21 protein-coding genes are annotated in these 18,200 nt (G+C 41.0%); 18 read left to right on the top strand and 3 right to left on the bottom strand.

From position 1 onward, the window contains the following. The first annotated feature begins 30 nt into the window (after positions 1-30). Both ABUA31_RS05545 and ABUA31_RS05540 read left to right on the top strand, forming a co-directional pair. Complete coding sequence (locus tag ABUA31_RS05545) at positions 31-1,881, top strand: sensor domain-containing diguanylate cyclase (RefSeq protein ID WP_349818857.1); 1,851 nt, start codon at positions 31-33, stop codon at positions 1,879-1,881. A gap of 150 nt (positions 1,882-2,031) precedes the next feature. Then, positions 2,032-3,996 carry an oleate hydratase gene (locus ABUA31_RS05540; RefSeq protein WP_055223562.1) on the top strand — a complete coding sequence of 655 codons (1,965 nt, stop codon included), beginning with the start codon at positions 2,032-2,034 and terminating at the stop codon, positions 3,994-3,996. Between the two features lie 97 nt (positions 3,997-4,093). Here ABUA31_RS05540 and ABUA31_RS05535 read toward each other — a convergent pair whose 3' ends face one another. Next, complete coding sequence (locus tag ABUA31_RS05535) at positions 4,094-4,795, bottom strand: DUF6796 family protein (RefSeq protein ID WP_004851544.1); 702 nt, start codon at positions 4,793-4,795, stop codon at positions 4,094-4,096. Positions 4,796-4,988: 193 nt separating this feature from the next. Between ABUA31_RS05535 and ABUA31_RS05530 the strand changes: the two genes are divergently transcribed. The 11 genes from ABUA31_RS05530 to ABUA31_RS05480 all read left to right on the top strand — a co-directional run bounded on the left by ABUA31_RS05530 (position 4,989) and on the right by ABUA31_RS05480 (position 11,432). Next, positions 4,989-5,762 carry a hypothetical protein gene (locus ABUA31_RS05530; protein ID WP_004851542.1) on the top strand — a complete coding sequence of 258 codons (774 nt, stop codon included), beginning with the start codon at positions 4,989-4,991 and terminating at the stop codon, positions 5,760-5,762. A 53-nt stretch (positions 5,763-5,815) separates the two neighbouring features. Further along, the gene (locus tag ABUA31_RS05525) at positions 5,816-6,760 is read left to right on the top strand and encodes a DMT family transporter (RefSeq protein ID WP_349818856.1); all 945 of its coding nucleotides are present in this window, start codon (positions 5,816-5,818) and stop codon (positions 6,758-6,760) included. A 52-nt stretch (positions 6,761-6,812) separates the two neighbouring features. Then, positions 6,813-7,274, top strand: a complete 462-nt coding sequence (locus ABUA31_RS05520) for an NUDIX hydrolase (RefSeq protein WP_349818855.1) — start codon at positions 6,813-6,815, stop codon at positions 7,272-7,274. A 36-nt stretch (positions 7,275-7,310) separates the two neighbouring features. After that, positions 7,311-7,937 (top strand): alpha/beta hydrolase, encoded by a 627-nt coding sequence (locus ABUA31_RS05515; protein WP_349819973.1) that lies wholly within the window; start codon positions 7,311-7,313, stop codon positions 7,935-7,937. Positions 7,938-7,982: 45 nt separating this feature from the next. Continuing rightward, a complete protein-coding gene (locus ABUA31_RS05510; RefSeq protein WP_349818925.1) occupies positions 7,983-8,429 on the top strand; it encodes a hypothetical protein in 447 nt (148 codons plus the stop codon). Beyond that, complete coding sequence (locus ABUA31_RS05505; protein WP_349818924.1) at positions 8,426-8,695, top strand: contact-dependent growth inhibition system immunity protein; 270 nt, start codon at positions 8,426-8,428, stop codon at positions 8,693-8,695. The genes ABUA31_RS05510 and ABUA31_RS05505 overlap by 4 nt, the downstream gene beginning before the upstream one ends. A 119-nt stretch (positions 8,696-8,814) precedes the next feature. Then, entirely contained in the window at positions 8,815-9,231 is a 417-nt protein-coding gene (locus ABUA31_RS05500) for a hypothetical protein (protein ID WP_349818923.1), read from the top strand. A 37-nt stretch (positions 9,232-9,268) separates the two neighbouring features. Further along, complete coding sequence (locus tag ABUA31_RS05495) at positions 9,269-9,691, top strand: GNAT family N-acetyltransferase (protein WP_055272531.1); 423 nt, start codon at positions 9,269-9,271, stop codon at positions 9,689-9,691. Between the two features lie 291 nt (positions 9,692-9,982). Beyond that, positions 9,983-10,222 carry a DUF6061 family protein gene (locus ABUA31_RS05490; RefSeq protein WP_005604353.1) on the top strand — a complete coding sequence of 80 codons (240 nt, stop codon included), beginning with the start codon at positions 9,983-9,985 and terminating at the stop codon, positions 10,220-10,222. 257 nt (positions 10,223-10,479) lie between these two features. After that, positions 10,480-10,749: an autorepressor SdpR family transcription factor gene (locus ABUA31_RS05485; protein ID WP_015534091.1), complete on the top strand. Its 270-nt coding sequence runs from the start codon at positions 10,480-10,482 to the stop codon at positions 10,747-10,749. Beyond that, a complete protein-coding gene (locus tag ABUA31_RS05480) occupies positions 10,746-11,432 on the top strand; it encodes an SdpI family protein (protein WP_015534090.1) in 687 nt (228 codons plus the stop codon). Before ABUA31_RS05485 ends, ABUA31_RS05480 begins: the two co-directional genes overlap by 4 nt. Before the next feature lie 85 nt (positions 11,433-11,517). Here ABUA31_RS05480 and ABUA31_RS05475 read toward each other — a convergent pair whose 3' ends face one another. Together ABUA31_RS05475 and ABUA31_RS05470 are read right to left on the bottom strand one after the other, a co-directional pair. Continuing rightward, positions 11,518-13,044, bottom strand: coding sequence for a MobA/MobL family protein (locus ABUA31_RS05475; RefSeq protein ID WP_349818922.1), 1,527 nt, complete (start codon positions 13,042-13,044; stop codon positions 11,518-11,520). Positions 13,045-13,395: 351 nt separating this feature from the next. Continuing rightward, on the bottom strand, positions 13,396-13,626 hold the full coding sequence (locus tag ABUA31_RS05470; protein WP_005604346.1) for a helix-turn-helix domain-containing protein: 231 nt from the start codon (positions 13,624-13,626) through the stop codon (positions 13,396-13,398). Positions 13,627-13,801: 175 nt separating this feature from the next. Here ABUA31_RS05470 and ABUA31_RS05465 point away from each other — a divergent pair, with 175 nt between their 5' ends. From ABUA31_RS05465 to ABUA31_RS05445, 5 genes are all read left to right on the top strand, one after another. Beyond that, entirely contained in the window at positions 13,802-14,422 is a 621-nt protein-coding gene (locus ABUA31_RS05465) for a helix-turn-helix domain-containing protein (RefSeq protein ID WP_005604344.1), read from the top strand. Positions 14,423-14,506: 84 nt separating this feature from the next. Continuing rightward, entirely contained in the window at positions 14,507-15,805 is a 1,299-nt protein-coding gene (locus ABUA31_RS05460) for a tyrosine-type recombinase/integrase (protein ID WP_349818921.1), read from the top strand. A gap of 377 nt (positions 15,806-16,182) precedes the next feature. Continuing rightward, on the top strand, positions 16,183-16,515 hold the full coding sequence (locus ABUA31_RS05455; RefSeq protein ID WP_015534088.1) for a winged helix-turn-helix transcriptional regulator: 333 nt from the start codon (positions 16,183-16,185) through the stop codon (positions 16,513-16,515). Positions 16,516-16,590: 75 nt separating this feature from the next. Continuing rightward, the gene (locus ABUA31_RS05450; protein WP_022215831.1) at positions 16,591-17,388 is read left to right on the top strand and encodes a PfkB family carbohydrate kinase; all 798 of its coding nucleotides are present in this window, start codon (positions 16,591-16,593) and stop codon (positions 17,386-17,388) included. Between the two features lie 174 nt (positions 17,389-17,562). Further along, positions 17,563-18,165: a Type 1 glutamine amidotransferase-like domain-containing protein gene (locus ABUA31_RS05445; RefSeq protein WP_015534087.1), complete on the top strand. Its 603-nt coding sequence runs from the start codon at positions 17,563-17,565 to the stop codon at positions 18,163-18,165. The last annotated feature ends 35 nt before the right edge of the window (positions 18,166-18,200 follow it).

Genomic DNA, 18,200 nt, shown 5'->3' with positions numbered 1-18,200 from the left:
GTTACTACGGGGATATACGGGAGAGCACTTATGAGTCGAACATCAGATATGAAAAAGAGATTGCCGGGGATAATACTGATAACAGGGGGGATCGTGCTGGTTGCTATGGTCATCCAGGCGGTCATACTGAGCTTTATCAATAACAGGAGTTTTGACAGAACCTCGCAGGTGCTGCTGGATCAGGTCAGCAATGTAATTGAGAAGAATAAGGCAAGCGAGGAAGATCTGATAGACTCCCTCAAGGAAGATTATATGGTCAGGGCTAAGGCTGTGGCGTATATAGTTGATGCAAAGCCTGAGGTGGCAAATGATGTGGATGAGCTCCGCAAGATTGCTGCACTTATATCTGTTGATGAGGTGCATTTGTTTAATACGGATGGCGTGATATATGCTGGTACCAATCCCGAATATTTTGGATATAGCTTTGATTCCGGGGAGCAGATGGCGTATTTCAAGCCGATGCTTGATGACAAGAATCTCACCATGTGTCAGGATGTCACTCCGAACACATCAAATGGTAAGAAGATGATGTATGCAATAACATGGAACGACGATGGAACCAAGATGATACAGGTTGGAATCGAGCCGAGAAGACTTCTGAATGAAGTAAAACAGAATGAGATATCCACGGTGGTTGCCAATATGCCTATGTATGATGGACTGAGTGTTGTAGTGGCAGATGGCGAATCGGGAGAAATATATGGATGTTCATATGAACCGGTAGTAGGGCTTACTCTTGATGAGATCGGCATTTCGGTGACTGATGATATGCTGCCGGACGATGAAGACAGTTTTACAGGCATAAGAAGGATTAATGGATTTAGAAACAGATGTGTATTCCGAAGATCCGGAGAGTATGTGATCGGGGTCATATATAGAATGGATGTGAATAGCCGGAGTAATATGGCAATCATGGTTATCATGGCACTGTATCTGTGTTTTGCCGCCGGCCTGGTGGTAAACATGGTGATGAAGGTGATCCGTGCGAACCGGGAGAGAAATGAACAGCTGTCAATATTGACATCCATGTCGGGGATGTATTACAGCATGCATATGCTTGATCTTCAACATGATACATTTGCACTCTATACCGCAGGAGACCTGATATTGAGGGCAGGTGAGCGGGCAGCAGGGGCGAAGGAACTTATGAGGAAGATCGTTCATAAGGTGGTTGTGGATGAACATCAGGCAAGTGCCCAGAAATTCATGGATCTTGATAGTCTTGGGGACAGGCTGATCAAGAAAAAGATTGTATCAGGTGAGTTCATGGTGAAGGATCTTGGATGGTTCAGACTGTCATTTATATCGATAGATGTTGACGAGGACGGACGTCCTTTAAAAGTCATATTTACCACCAGAAACATAGATGAAGATAAGAAACGGGAGCAGAAGCTGATAAGACGGTCTTATACAGATGAGCTTACAAAATGTTATAACAGGAGCGCATATATAGATGATGTCAGGGAACTGCCGGGAGATTCTGTATATGTGTATGTGTCCATGGATGTAAATGGGCTTAAGCCAGTGAATGATACCCTGGGACATGCGGCTGGAGATGAACTGCTTCAGGGGGCTGCCGAGTGTATGGAGCAGTGTTTTGGAAACTATGGTAAGGTGTACAGGATGGGCGGTGATGAATTTGCAGCCATCATCTTTGTAAATACCAGAAGGCTGAAGAGAGTGCAGCAGGAGTTTGATGACGTTGTGCGTGGATGGTCTGGACAGCTGGTGAAATCCGTATCGATATCATGTGGCTATGTGTCAAGTGATGAGAAGGACTGGGAGTCATTTGACGAGATAGTAAAGGCTGCAGATGAGAGAATGTACGAGAACAAGGCGGCATATTACAGGCAGAAGGGCGGCGATAGAAGGTATCGCTAGAGTACATATGCAATATAGAGTTATACAAAACGGGTGGAATGATAAAAATTTTATCATTCCACTTTTTTTGTAAATATGAAATAAAAATTGGGCAAGCTATTATAGGGGCATGAGATGGATATAGACGGCAAACTGAAAGGAGAATTGCTTATGTCAAAGAAGAAATTGGGAATCGGGATAGCAGCGGTGGCAGCAGCCGGCGCAGGAGCAGCAGCTCTCACAGTTAAAAATCATAATAAGGCAAAAGTTCAGAAGGATAAGGCTGCGGCTGAACATGCTGAGTACCGCAATACGGAGCGCGGAAAGCATGAGAAGAACAGTAAGGGAATCTATTATACAAATGGTAACTACGAGGCATTTGCCAGACCGAGAAAGCCAGAGGGTGTGGATGACAAGAACGCATATATAGTGGGAAGTGGTCTTGCATCACTGGCAGCAGCTTGCTTCCTTGTACGTGACGGACAGATGCCGGGCTCACATATCCATATTCTTGAGGCCATGGATATAGCGGGCGGTGCGTGCGATGGAATATTTGATCCTGCCAGAGGCTACGTCATGAGAGGTGGACGTGAGATGGAGAACCATTTCGAGTGCCTGTGGGATCTGTTCAGAAGTATACCTTCCATAGAGACACCAGGGGCATCGGTTCTTGACGAGTATTACTGGCTGAACAAGGAGGATCCAAATTACTCACTGTGCAGAGCAACAGTGAACAGAGGCAAGGATGCCCACACAGATGGCAAATTCAATCTGAGCCAGAAGGGCTGTATGGAAATCATGAAGCTCTTCATGACAAAGGATGAGGATCTGTATGACAAGACGATAGAGGATGTATTTGACGATGAGGTATTTGATTCAACATTCTGGCTGTACTGGAGGACGATGTTCGCATTTGAGAACTGGCACAGTGCGCTGGAGATGAAACTTTACTTCCAGAGATTCATACATCACATCTCAGGACTTCCGGATTTCTCGGCCCTCAAGTTCACGAAGTACAACCAGTATGAGTCGCTGATCCTTCCGATGGTGAAGTATCTTGAGGCGGCGGGCGTGACATTCCAGTACAACACGGAGGTCACAAATGTCATATTTGACATGAGAGACGGCAAGAAGATAGCAAAGACCATCGAGTGCAGGGTAAACGGAACTGAGAAGGGGATCCCGCTCACTGAGAACGATCTTGTATTTGTCACAAATGGAAGCTGCACGGAGGGAACTATCTACGGTGATCAGAATCATGCGCCAAATGGTGACGCAGAGGTGAGAACAAGCGGCTGCTGGAGCCTGTGGAAGAACATAGCTGCACAGGATCCTTCATTTGGCCATCCTGAGAAGTTCTGTTCTGATATATCTAAGACAAACTGGGAGTCGGCCACAGTAACAACGCTTGACGACAAGATCATCCCATACATCGTGGATATCTGCAAGCGTGATCCGAGAACAGGAAAGGTTGTCACGGGTGGTATCGTGAGCTGTCAGGATTCAAGCTGGCTGATGAGTTGGACCATCAACAGACAGGGACAGTTCAAGACCCAGGACAAGGATAAGGTGTGTGTATGGGTATATGGCCTGTTCACAGATGTTCCGGGCGATTATATCAAGAAGCCTATGAAGGATTGTACCGGTAAGGAGATCACGGAGGAGTGGCTCTATCATCTGGGAGTGCCAGAAGATGAGATCGAGGAACTGGCCACAAACAGCGCAGTCTGTGTGCCAACTATGATGCCATATATCACCGCATTCTTCATGCCAAGGGCAAAGGGCGACAGACCAGACGTAATTCCGGACGGATGCACCAACTTTGCATTCCTCGGACAGTTCGCCGACACTCCTCGTGACACAGTGTTCACCACAGAGTATTCGGTGAGAACTGCCATGGAGGCTGTGTATGGACTCCTCGGTGTGGACAGAGGTGTTCCAGAGGTGTGGGGAAGTGTGTACGATATCCGTGAACTGCTGGACAGCAGCGTGAAGCTCATGGATGGCAAATCTCCGCTTGAGATAAATCTTGGACCTCTGAACAAGCTCAAGAGACCTATACTTAAGAAGATCCAGGGCACGGTGATTGAAAAGGTACTGAGAGACCACGATATTATAAAAGAGGGTATGCTGTAGGTTGAAGTTAATATAGAGTAATAAGAAAGTTCCATGTGTCTGCACGGTGCAGATGCATGGAACTTTTTATATGTTTGAATTAGTTTGGAGACGGTTGTTAATTGCTGTTTCTTTTAGAATATACAAAGCTGGCAACTAGCCAGATGAGGCAGGCGGTGTTTCCTGATGCCTGACTGAATACATAATCCAGTGTGGATATGTCGGCGCCCATGGCCTGTCTGATGTCAGGAATGAGCACAAATATAAGCTGCCATGTGATGATGTGAAATACGATCATGCTCCTCTTCATGACAGTTCTGCCTGCCAGCAGCGATATAAGACTTGTGAGCATGAGCAGTGCCGTAGGTATGTACACTATGCTGACGGCTGGAAAGAGCAGATTGTAGTAGTCGTCAACATATGCGATGGCCTGTTCTCTTCCAATGTGTTCAGACAGATAGGTTACCCAGTAAGCGAGTGTTCCCACGAGAAAATGCAGTGTCGCGGCGGACGCGACATACATGAGCCCTGCGTATTTGACGAGTGCCCTCGTCTTGCGGTACTTGGGAAGTATCTGCTCCGATATGGCGTCTATGCCAAATGCATAGAAGAACATACCGACAAGACCTGTCACAAGCAGCAGAGCCACTCTCCACAGCTGGAAATCCCCGTTCAGATATGCCCCCCTCACATAAAGTCCTTTGTCCGCGGGTGATGCGGGTACTATGCTGATACACAGATCCCCCACGATCAGGAGCGCTGCGCCGAGCGCGCCCAGCAGGCAGTTCCTTTGGTATTTAATTTTTTCTTTCTGTTCCATGTAATCCCCCTTGTAAATAATCTATATGGTTAGCATAAACTAACTAGAGCATATCATATACGAGGAGATAATTGAAGAAATATTTGCCAAAAACAAGTCGCGCCAATGGGGAAAGAAAATTGACTTTTTTCGTGTATAAAAATATACTTTCCATATATATACAATAAAAGATGCTTAAGAATGGAGGTACATTATGAGGGGAAGATGGAAAAAGGAGATTTTGTTATTTGTGATAGGTGCAGTATGGGGATTCATATATTGGGGCAATACGGTGTGGAATCCTGATGTGCAGTACCTCTTGCAAGATATAAAACATATAAAATTGCCGCTTAACTGGCATTGGATATTTGACTCAGGTGTGCATCTTGGCATAGCGGCTCTTGTGTTGGCGGTTGGCACACTGTTGATTCTATGGATACTGCGCTTTTTATCAGATTCACGTAACACACATGGGCTGATCATAGCCGGCCAGTGGTTCACAGATCTGATCTTATGTTCATTTCTGACTGGCGTGATCCTGTTCTATTTTAATAAATGGTTCCTATACAAGATTATTGGCGATAAAGGTGATGTCGTATTTTCCATAGCATATTTGTTTGTATACATATTGATATATATGATACTGTGTTCATGGTTTGATATATCCATTGAGAGGGTACAGAGAAAACCAAAGAAGAATTGCAGTCTGCTTATATGTCAGGTTCAGAATCGTGAGACATTTATGGATGTCAAGGAACTAGTAAAGAATTGCAAGTACACAGAGTGCTATACGTTGATGAAAAATAATCAGGAGAGATTGTCTCCAAAACAGTTCTGGGTCATAAGGGAGACGAACTTTACAGGGAAAAAGATGACAGCCGAGTGGAGATATTATGCAAATGGTGACTATGTAGAACTGGATGATGAAGAGCTTGCGACCAGGTTGCTGCTTGCTGAGAATGCAAAGAATATAGACTGGCAGTTATAATCGTATATAATGTTGTTAGTCTATGATATAAAAGACACGAGAGAGAAGTAAATATGAAAAAGATAGAGATAAACGACAAATGGATGCAGAAGACCAGTGTTGTGTGGTTCGGTGCCGTGCTGTGCTGCCTGTTGTGGGGAAGTGCGTTTCCTTGTATAAAGATAGGTTATGGACTGTGGAATATAGAGCGTGCGGATACGTCGGCACAGATACTGTTCGCTGGTATGCGATTCGTGCTGGCGGGAATCCTTGCCGTGATATTTGGAAGTCTGCTGGAAGGAAAGTTCATAAAGCCGGAGAAGGGCTGCGCCGGCAAAATAGTGTGGCTTGCTATGCTGCAGACAGTCATACAATACCTGTTCTTTTATATAGGTCTCGCACATACAAGCGGAGTCAAGGCGTCCATCATAGAGGCAGTAAATGTATTCGTTGCCATCATAGTGTCAGGATTCATATTCCATCAGGAAAATGTCACTGCAAAGAAGATGCTTGGCTGTCTGGTTGGATTTGCGGGAGTTGTACTTATAAACATGAATGGAATGAATTTCCATATGAGCTTGTCAGGTGAGGGTGCGATATTTCTGTCGACAGTGGCTTATGCATTTTCATCGGTGTTCCTGAAGCGATATTCGGTAAAACACAATCCGGTTATGCTCAGTGGCTACCAGTTTATAGTTGGCGGAATTATTCTGTCGGCTGCCGGTTTTGCCATGGGAGGCAGACTCAGCACCGTATCAACAGGTGGAGTTTTGATGCTCATATATCTGGCTCTTGTATCGGCGGTGGCATATTCTCTGTGGGGAATGCTGCTCAAGTATAATCCTATATCAAGGGTTGCAGTATTTGGATTTATGAATCCGGTATTCGGCGTGATACTGTCGGCATGGCTGCTCCGCGAGGGTGCGCAGGCACTTGGCCCGGTAAGCCTGGTGTCGCTGGTGCTGGTGTGCACAGGAATATACATAGTGAACAGCAGAGAACGGAGCGAGAAAGATTAATTGTATTTGCGACATGAAACGTGCAAAAGAGGGTAAGGAGACAGTAGTAATTATGAAGATGACAACACTTTGTTACATAGAGAAAGATGGAAGATACCTGATGCTCCACAGGACAAAGAAGGAGAAGGACATTAATAAAGGCAAATGGATCGGTGTAGGTGGACATGCCGAGGAGGGTGAGAGTCCTGAAGACTGCCTTCTCAGGGAGATAAAGGAGGAGACGGGACTTACGCTTACATCATATCGATTCAGAGGTCTGGTGACATTTATAAGCAATGAGTGCGAGAATGAGCTTATGTGCCTGTTCACCGCAGATGGATTTGAGGGGGATGTCCAGATATGCGATGAGGGTGATCTTCAATGGATAGATAAAGAGATTGTGCCAACACTTCCGACGTGGAGCGGGGATGCGATATTCCTGAAAATGCTACTTGAAGGGGAGAAGAGATTTTTCTCACTCAAGCTCGTATATGAGGGAAGTGAGCTGGTGGAGCACAGGCTGGAATTCTATTGAGAAGGAACGTCCCCACATGAGGAGGAGTGACAATATATGAAGTATTTGTATTTGCATGGACTAGGACAAAAACCAGACAGTTGGAATAGAGTAATAAAAGAAACGAAGGTATCGGAAAGTAGTGTCAAATTAAGTTTGGCAGAGATGTTAGAAGGAAAATCTGCTACATATAAGGAATTATATTCGGCATTCTCATCAGAATGTGACAAGGTGAACGATGAAATTGTCTTATGTGGGCTTTCTCTAGGCGCTGTTTTGGCACTTAATTATGCTATAGACCACCCAGATAAAGTAAAAGCGCTCGTATTAATTGCAGCACAGTATAAAATGCCTCAAAAATTATTGAAAGTTCAGAATATGTTGTTTCATCTTATGCCGAATTCGGCATTCAGTAAAATGGGTTTCAAAAAAGCGGATGTTATCAGCCTGTGCGGGACGATGGCTGAATTGGATTTCAGTGACTCCCTGCATAAGGTGTCTTGTCCGGTATTGCTCATTTGTGGGGAAAATGACACTGCAAACAAAAAAACTTCAAAAGAACTTTGCCAATATTTGAACAACGCCTGTTTCCATGAACTTGCGGAAACAGGTCATGAAGCAAACATAGAAGCTCCGGAAGAGTTGGCGATCGTGTTGCAGAGATTTTATGATAATATCAGATAAAATTCAGTGGTGCGTCCAGACAAGGGCATGTGGTGATGTGAATTTATGGAGAAAGTTATGGACTGGTTAAATATATTCGGACTGATAATGATTGCAGTTATTATGATACCCAATATTATTTTTGCAGTTAGATGCAAAGAGGGATTTCAAAACAAATGGAGCAATAAATATGTTGAGGTTGTAGAACAGATAGGAAGGTTTGGCTGCTTTGGTTTTATGATAATTAACATTCCTGGAACATGGTTCGGGTGGTGGTCTGACGAAGCATTTGCCATATACCTTATTGTGGACGCGATATTAGTAGTGTTGTATTGTGCAATTTGGATAATTTGCTTTAAGAAGAGCAGCATATTCAGAGCACTGGCGCTATCTGTTATTCCCTCAGTTTTGTTCTTGTTTAGTGGAATTATGAGCAGATCAATTCTGTTGCTTATCGCAGCAATATTGTTTGCGCCAAGCCATATTTTGCTTTCGTATAAGAACGCAAAATGATATTGGTCAACAGTCCTTTATCTTCGTTGACGCCTAATGAGCGAAAAGAAAATGCTGCATGGAAGAAAAATACGAAATATAGAAGCCGAGTAGCTTTTTGGAAAAATAATCATTATGTTCGTGTTAAAATCACTGAAGATAATCAGTATATAATACATTCGATGAAAAAATCACATAAAAGACAATATGCATATGATGAAATCATCAAAGAATTTATACTATTTGCTGATGCAGATGCTGAGGAAATAGGCAAGGCGGTTATTTAGTCTTTTATGGAATCAGAACGATATTACAACATGGGTTAGAGTTTGGTTGTAATAATATATCACACATGATATTGGGAGCTTATGCTGAGCCTATAAGTACAAATTACAGGAGGGTTCAAATGGGATTATTTGATAGATTTAAGAAGATATCAAAGGAAAGTTTATTAGGATATTTGCAAAATAGCATTTCAGATAATTCTAGCCTGGAACACATAGTAAGCGTGTTCGAAGAGATGTGTAATATGCCACTTAAAGAAGATATGATTTTATTTGAAACAGGAACCTATTCTTTTACAGGAAAACCTATGTTTAACTTTTCTTTGGTTAGACAATTTTCTAATGATGAGGAAGAGTATTATCAAATTCATGTGGATGTGTTATATATTCCAACGGAAGAAAATAAAGATTTTCAACGAACTATATGGAATGAGGATATTGAAGAAGATATATTCAGCTATATCAAAAAGACTCCTGAGTTTGATTTCTGTAAAGATAAGGTATTCAGCAAAATAGAAATATATTTGGATGAAACCTAACGTGAAAATCGGAATTTATAGGAGGATATAAGTGTTTGTGGTTAGAAAAGCTAAGGCAAGTGATAGTGCTGCAATATGCAAGATTTGTGGCGAGGATTTAGGCTATACCTGCGGAATAGAATTAGTGCAGTCAAAAATGAAGAAATTGGATGATTCAAGAGAAATTGTATTCATTGCGGAAATAAATAATATGGTAGTTGGCTTTGTTCATGCAGAAAAGTATGATGTATTGTATTATGATACAATGGTAAATATTCTGGGCTTGGCAGTGGCTGAGGAATATCGTCATAAAGGGATTGGTAGTCTGTTATTGAAAGCTGTTGAACAATGGAGCGAAGAAAAAAATATTCACTTTGTTCGTTTGAATTCTGGAACCACTCGAGTTGAAGCGCATAAGTTCTATAGGACTAATGGATATAGAGATGACAAAGAACAAAAGAGATTTATTAAGAGGATATAAATAACAAATTCCAGTTTTGATTTGACTTAATTCATAACATTTATTAACTGTTATATCTTATCCTCATGAAGTCCGCAACCCCTTGAAAATGCTAAATTTGTAGCGAGTGAGTTTGCCCTTACGCTTTCCCTTGTGTTATATCCTTTTCCCTCATGTTACGAATGCTCACAAGGGCAAAATTAAGGGAAAGAAAATCCAGTAACAAATTATAACATGAAATGAAAATGGCAGGAAGAACGGATTGAAATGCTTTCAAAACTTTTAGAAAATTAAGGAAAGGACAGATAAGATATGAGATTGATTTATGCAAGATATAATCCGCAATGTAATAGCATAGATGTAACCACGTTTGAAAATGTAGTGCTTAGAATTGATTGCAATAAGGCAGAGGAAGGATTGAGAACTACTCCCGGCTCCCAGTGTTCGTTGAATGCTTTGGCTATTGATAATCCATTAGAATATGCAAGATTATACTTGGATGGAGAAATGCAAGTATGGGTTGATGCAGAGGATCGTTTAGATACGTGGTGATTTTGCTAATATAATATCATGATAGAGGTCTAGTACTAAAAATTCCAGAAAAATATATAGAACGTACGGTTATTCCATAATAAGAGGCAGGAATCTTAAGTTTCTAGATGTTTGAATTTTGCCTTAAGGTAAATAGAGAGGACACATTGATTTTTCAGTGTGTCCTCTCTATTTAAAAATATTTTTAAATAGTCCTTGTAAAAAGACAAAACGTATGCTAAAATCTATTTAAAGAGATTTTTAAATAGGTAAAAGATATGAGAGAAACTAACATTTTTAAAGTGTTGGCAGATAGCCAGAGAAGAGCCATTCTTATGATGTTGAGAAATGAGCGATTAAATGCTGGAGAGATTGCTGAAAAATTACAGATCACACCGGCTGCTCTTTCTTATCATTTAAAATTATTAAAAAACGCAGATTTGATATCTGAATATAAAGAGAAAAACTTTGTTTATTATGAAATCAACACTACGGTTTTCGATGAATTAATTATATGGGTTAACCAGTTTGGAGGGAAAAAAGAATGAAAAAAGTAATGTGGATAGTAGCAATGATACCAGTTGTAGTTACAAGTGTTGTACTACAGTTTATGCCTGATATTATACCTATGCATCATGACTTGGAGGGAAACACTGACAGATGGGGAAGTAAAACAGAAAGCTTTATTTTTCCGGTAATTATTTTGTTTATTACACTGTTTTGGCACTTGCTAATCTATGTGTTTGAGAAAAAATCAAAAAATGCAAATACAGAAAAGGAACAGATGGAGGCAAAATCTTCTGCAAAGGTATTATGTGTTGTAGGAATTTCGCAAGCAATCATGTTCGGGATTATGCATTATTTTATTCTTTATTCTTCTTGGATACAGGCAAATGCAGGTGGTGAACATGCGGTTATTGACATTGCAAAAGTTTCATGTATTTTGTGTGGTATTATATTTATTGTATTAGGAAATTTTATGACAAAGGCAAAACGAAATGCAGTAGTGGGAGTTCGAACCGTTTGGAGTATGCACAATGATAATACATGGAGAAAGAGTAACCGCTTTGGTGCAATATGTATTATTATTACGGGGTTATTGACTATCATTACAACCGTATTTACAAGTGGGATGACTGGCACAATCTTTATGTTGATTTATTTATTATTAGCAACAATTGTAACTGTGGTATACTCAAAAAAGATATATGATAAGGAAATAGAAAAATAATTTGTATCTTTATGCGAGAGGGTGAAATTCCAGTCTTTACGGAGAGATAACAAACGAAGGGGAGGCAATTGCCTCCTTTCGTTTGTTATCTACTCCTTCCACGGTTTGGTGGAGAATATGGTCTTGTTAACTCTCGCTCCCTAATGTCCTGTTTCTTAGATTTAAGCCTATCGTGTAGAGACTGCGGCTTTTCTCCATACCGTTGTTTCCAATTCTTAAGGCTGTCCTGATAATCCCCATAAGCTGTCTCTGCCTTATGAAATGCCTTGTAGAAGGCTTCCACATTCGGATACCCGTATTCCTTTACGATATGAGATAAGCGGACTTTCATTCTTGCAATCCGTTCCTCCAATCCGGCTATCTCCGTTGAAAGCTCGGAACGCCTTTTTGCTTTGAAGATACCTTTGCTGTCGGACAGTTCAATTTCAAGGTCACTTCGCTGTTTCTCGAGTGCAAAAATTGCTTTATTCTGTTCCTGCAGCTTTTGATAAATCTCGCATAAGTGCTTGTAAGAAACTGCTTCCGTTGATGGCTGCGGTCTTGGCGGTATGGCAGGCTTTGGTGTATCTGTCTGCTTTCTGCTTTCTTCTGGTACAGCTTTCTGCTCTTTGAAATCTGTGTTCTCCGGTCTTGCTTCAAGCTCTTTGGAAATTACTTTATCTGCAAGCTCCAGAGTTTTGAGAAATACTTTGGAGATTAACAGTTCTAATACTGCAATGGCAGTACCGATAATGGAAGATAACAGATTCGGTCTGTTTCCGTAAAGCCATACGGATTCCACAATCTTGTCCGTTATCCGTTCCTTTTTTATCTGCATGATTTCTGACTTGGAAACACCCGTTACAATCGCTCTGTCAACAGTCTGATTCCACAAGGTGCGTTTACTGTTGTCTGCCTCAATCTCGGTGGCTTTCGGATTGTTCTTACCAATCTTTTTGGTGGCAAGATACATACCGCCACGCTCAAAAACTTCTAACCGCTGGCTTTTATCCCACACATACTGATTGATAAGATTGGTATAATCCTGCTTGACGGTATCAAGGAAATTTTCAGCCTTGAAGTGTTTATCCTTAATGGAGAAAATCTGTCTTTCGTATACCTCACCTTTGTGAATCACCTTACACCTTTTACGGATATTTCCTTCTTCATCAAGTATCTCTTTCTTGGTGCGTACATGATTTCCCTTTTCGTCATAGAACATATTGCGGGTGGCAACCTTTTCTATGGGCTGTTCCAAGAGTGTACGCTCCGAAAAAATGAGATGGATGTGATAGTTGGTTTTCCGCTTATTGTGATGCAGGGCTGCGATACAGTCCGTTCCGTAAGTCTGTCTGAAATGGTCTGTAAATATCTGCAACAGTCTGTCTGGAGGATACTCCGTAAAAGATTCCGGCAGGGCTATGATCAATTCCCTTGCCTCAATACATTTCCCCTCCGTACCGTTTTTTTTAAATTCTGCCTGATTATATTTTGCAAGGTCAGTCCAAAAATTACGGTCTGTGGTTTCATATACCGCATACAGATTTTCCTGCTTCTTTGGGCTTGAAATATAATAAATTCTTCCCCGGACATTGTGGAGCTTCGTCATCTGAATAAATGAATTTCTTGGCATGTGCTTCCTCCTTTCCGTATCTGCCAAGTACGAAGCTGCAAGAAATGAGGATGGGAAACTTTCTAATGTGAAAGTGAGTAGGCTACATAGGTAGCCTGTCTACGAACATATCCGCCTGTCGGCGAAAAGCTCCCAGCAGGGCGAAATACACAGAGTACAAATCGTAAGATTTGTGCGAGGGGTGTATTTCGCTCTCAAACGCCGAGGGCTTGTATAAAAAAGTTTCTTCCCCACTTCTTAAATTTCCGGTTGTATCTTAGAGGAAGCACATGGTATAATCTATTTGCGTGTAGGTATATCATGGCTTCGGTCAGATACATACCTTAGGGATGGTCTTAGGACTGTCCCTATTTAATTTGTCACATTTCTTGTGACAGCTCTGACATTTCCTTTGTCCCTTAAGTCCCTGCCTTCATTGGCGGTCATGAACTTTTCAAGCATATCCGTTTTGATAAGGACTTTCCGTCCTACCTTCAATACCGGAAGCTTTTTCCATTCTACCAGTTTCCGCAGGGTATTTCTGCCGATACCCGTATAGTCGGCAGCTTCCTCAATGGACAGTGCAATCTTCACTTCTGTCATTAAAACACCTCCTCTTGAATTGCATAATGCAATTTTGTAACTATGCCTACTATATAACTTTTATATCTTCTTGTCAAGCGTTACGAAATTTTAAAAGTAATTATTGACTTGCATATTGCAATGCTACTTTTACTGTGTTATACTTTAGCCATACCGAAAAAGGAGGCGTATCAGAATGAAAGATAAAGAATTACGCAAGTTAATCGGTAGCAGGGCAAAACAACGCAGACTGGAATTAGGTGTCAACCAGCCTTATATAGCAGAAAAGATGGGAGTTACCGCTTCCACCATACAGCGGTATGAGGCAGGAACGATTGACAACACCAAGAAGCTTGTTCTGGATGGTCTGTCGGAAGCACTTCATGTATCAGTGGAGTGGCTGAAGGGCGAGACGGAAGAAATGACAAGTGATGTTACGGATAAAAGGGAATTACAGATTCGTGATACCATGACTTCCATTCTCTCCAAACTGCCTTATGATATGAAGGCAGACGAAGCGGATTTTTCCAAAGATTTACTGCTGCTGATGTTGAAGGAATACGAATTATTCGTTGATTCCTTTCAATATGCCTGTAAGAATTTTAAAGGGAATACGGAAGATGCCACAATTGCAAAAGTAATGGGGTTTGAATCCAATCAGGAATATAATGAGATTATGTTCCTTAGGGAAATCACCCATACGGTAAACGCACTGAACGACATGGGCGACATTGTAAGGCTCTATTCCAAGAATCCCGAAACGGCAGCCGTAAGGCTTGCAAATCTTCTTTCAGAGAAAGACTCCGAACCGGTATAGATTAGACAACCGGAGTTATGATATACTTACACGCAGAAAGCATTTCATCAGTTCCGATTGTCGATATCGAAAGGAGTAACGATTATGGCAAAAGGTTCTGTAAGAAAGAAAGGCAAGAAATGGTACTACCGCTTCTATGTGGAAGATGCAAGCGGTAATCTGGTGCAGAAGGAATTTGCAGGTACGGAAAACAAAAGCGAAACGGAAAAGCTGTTGAGGCAGGCAATGGAGGATTATGAAGCCAAGCGGTTTGTTGCAAAGGCTGAAAACATCACACTCGGAGAGTTGCTTGACCTGTGGGCTGAGGAAGAATTAAAGACAGGCACATTGAGTAATGGAACGGTTGGCAATTATCTTCAGACAATTGGGAGAATCAAACAACACCCTATCAGCAAAAGGAAACTGAAAACGGTGACTTCGGTACACCTGCAGGAGTTTATGGATTTGCTCTCATTTGGAGGCACTGTGGGAGATTTTATATCAAAAGGATATTCCATTGATTATGTAAGGTCATTTTCAGTAGTATTGCAACAGTCATTCCGGTTTGCGGTATTTCCGAAACAGTTTATTACCTTCAATCCAATGCAGTATGTGGTGATGAGGCATAAAAAGGAAGAAACAGATTTGTTTGCGGATGAAACAGCCACAGACAGAGACAAGGTTAAACCGCTTTCCTTTGAAATGTACCGGAAACTGATTGAACAGCTTGGAAAACGAAGTGGGGATGCGATTTTTCCGGTTCAGATAGCATACTTTACAGGTCTCAGACTTGGAGAGGTAGCAGGTCTGACATGGCAGGATATCAACCTTGAAGAACAGTATCTCACTGTACGCAGGAGCATCCGCTACAATGGTGCTACCCATAAGCACGAAATCGGTCCGACAAAGTGGAAAAAGATCAGGGTTGTTGACTTTGGCGATACCCTCGCAGACATTCTGAGAAAGGCAAAAAAGGAACAACACAAAAACCGTTTTCAGTATGGAGAACTTTATCAGCGGAATTTTTACAGAGAGGTAATGGAAAAGAATCGAGTGCATTACGAGTATTACAATTTGGGAATGACAGAAAATGTGCCAGAGGATTACACCGAAATCTTCTTTGTATGCTTAAGGGAGGATGGCTGTCTGGAACTTCCGGCAACCATAGAAACAGCCTGCCGGACAGCAGGAAGAAAAGTACCGGAGCTTGAAGGTTTCCATTTCCACACATTAAGGCATACCTACACGACAAACCTCTTATCCAACGGGGCTCAGCCTAAGGATGTGCAGGAACTGTTAGGACACTCAGACGTGAGTACCACCATGAATGTCTATGCCCATGCTACAAGGGAAGCAAAGCGGACTTCCGCAAGAATTCTTGATAAAGTAGCAGGCAATGATTAAACAACTGAATAATGAATTTTCCCTTGTAATTATCCCATAAGGGCAAAAACAAGGGAAAAGGATACATATATAGAATTTTCAATGGCGGGAAGCCTTGAAAATAGGGGAAAGTTAAGAGAGTTAATAGATAAATTCCAGTTTGCTGGACTGGTGATACACGGAAAATAGTATTATAGCAGGTAACAGGCAGATGGTCATATAACCGACGGTCTGCCGTTTTTTGTGTTTATATTATATATGAATGTGGAAAGATTCTAGAAGATATTTTGGTATATATTAACCGAAATATCTTTTGGGAGAAAATGTCATGGTACGCACCTTTTTGTAACTGTGCACTCAAAAATGAATGTGTTACAATAGACTCGGAGGTGAGAATTATGCGAGCAAAAGAAGAATTACCGGAATGCCCAGTTGCAACAGCAGTATCTCTCATCGGAGGAAAATGGAAATTGCTGATTTTGCGTAACTTGAAAGAGCGTCCATGGAGATTCAATGAGCTACTACGAAGTATAGATGGTATTTCACAAAAGGTTTTGACAGATAGTTTAAGACAAATGATGAGTGATGGACTGGCATATCGCCACGATTACCATGAGCAGCCACCGAGAGTTGAATACGGCTTAACGGAACTTGGAACAAAAATGCTTCCAATTGTTAATTCACTTGCTGACTTTGGTAACTACTATAAATCAATTATTGAACAAAATTAAGGACGTTAGTATTTGAAAAACTCGAACAATTCCAGTTTTTGAAACTGAGAAATCGGAATTTAGGGAGGTACAAGAATGATAAATTTAGTGGCACTTCCGTGCCTCTGTGTAGATGTTTTTGATGGAACAGATGAATTGCGTGCAGGTGGTGAAGCCCTTAATTTTGCAGTTCATGCATCAAAATTTGAGGAGTTTAATGTTTCAATATTGGGTGCGGTTGGACAGGATTCCTACGCAAAATTTATTATGGATTCTGTTTCTGATAAGAGAATAGATGTAAGCCATGTAAGAGTTGAAGAGGATAAAGTAACTGCAAATAATCGTACATATCTTACGGCTGACGGTGACAGATATTACAAAGATGATTCATGGACGGGTGATATTGTTGATAAAATGATATTGAATCAAGACGAATTGGACTTTATAAAAAAATCAGAGGTTGTATTTATACATTTCTGGGCAGGCTGTTTTGAACAAATTATAGATTTAAAAAAGAATAATAACTTCAGATTGGCTGTGGATTTTGTAGAATATCGTAATTTTAAGGAGATGGAAAAATATGCACCATATATAGATTATTTCCTGATTAGTGGAGAGGAATCAATTCTTCCGATATTTGAAGCATTTTCCAAGAAGTATAAAGGACTATTTAATGCATCTTTAGCTGATAAAGGAAGTGTTACATATTATAATGGTGAAAAGTATTTTGTCCCGGCTGATGAAGCTTTAGAAATAGTTGATACTACTGGTTGCGGAGATAGCTACCATGCAGGCTTTGTGTGTTCTCATATGTTAATTGGTGATATTTACGAGGCTATGAGAGTTGGTACAGAATTTGCAACAGAGACATTGTCTCATTATGGTGGCTTTTAATTCGATTTGTAAGGAGAAACAATATGACAGGGTTTATTATATGGTCACTTTTCGGAGTGTTTATAATTGGATTATGAATAAAAGATATGTTTTCTAAGAATCCGGTTGTGAAGAAAAGTAAATAAACTTCAGTTTTTGAAACTGAGAAATCGGGATTTATAAAGGAGAATATTGATGAAACTATTTTTATGTTCGCACTTTTCAAGTGTAGGAAGTCTGATAAAGGAAGAAATTGAAAATAAGAAAGTCGCATTTATTCCAACAGCTTCGTTGCGTGAAGGCTACACCGGTTATGTCGGCTCGGCTCGAAAATTATTCAAAAAGTTGGGAGCAATCGTAACTGAAATTGATATTTCAACGGAGGCTTATTCAACGATACAGTCTGTTTTTGAAGATGCAGATGTAATATATTTTACCGGCGGAAATTCTTTCTTTCTTATGGACCAACTCCGTAAAACAAGAACTGATGGGTTGCTAAAAAAGGAATTGGCAAATGGAAAATTGATGATCGGCGAGTCGGCAGGCGCAATTATATGCGCTCCAAGCATCCAATATATCGAGCAAATGGATGAAAAGCCGGAGGACTACTCACAAGAAGATGATGCAGGGCTTGATTTGATTGATTTCTATGTTCTTCCGCATTATCTTACAGCACCATTTAAGAAAGTTACCGAGAAAATAATGACTGAGTTTTCGGATTTGAATCTATGCCCTATTAACAACCATCAGGGAATTGTAATTGATGGTGAAGGTTCAAAGGTTATTTGCAAAGACTAATTTGAAAAATCCTTTTTGGAAACTGGAAAATCGGA

The organism is Coprococcus sp. RTP31081st1_H1_RTP31081_211007 (assembly GCF_040227275.1).
Classification (GTDB): domain Bacteria; phylum Bacillota; class Clostridia; order Lachnospirales; family Lachnospiraceae; genus Coprococcus; species Coprococcus aceti.
This window is presented reverse-complemented; position numbering and strand designations above follow the sequence as displayed.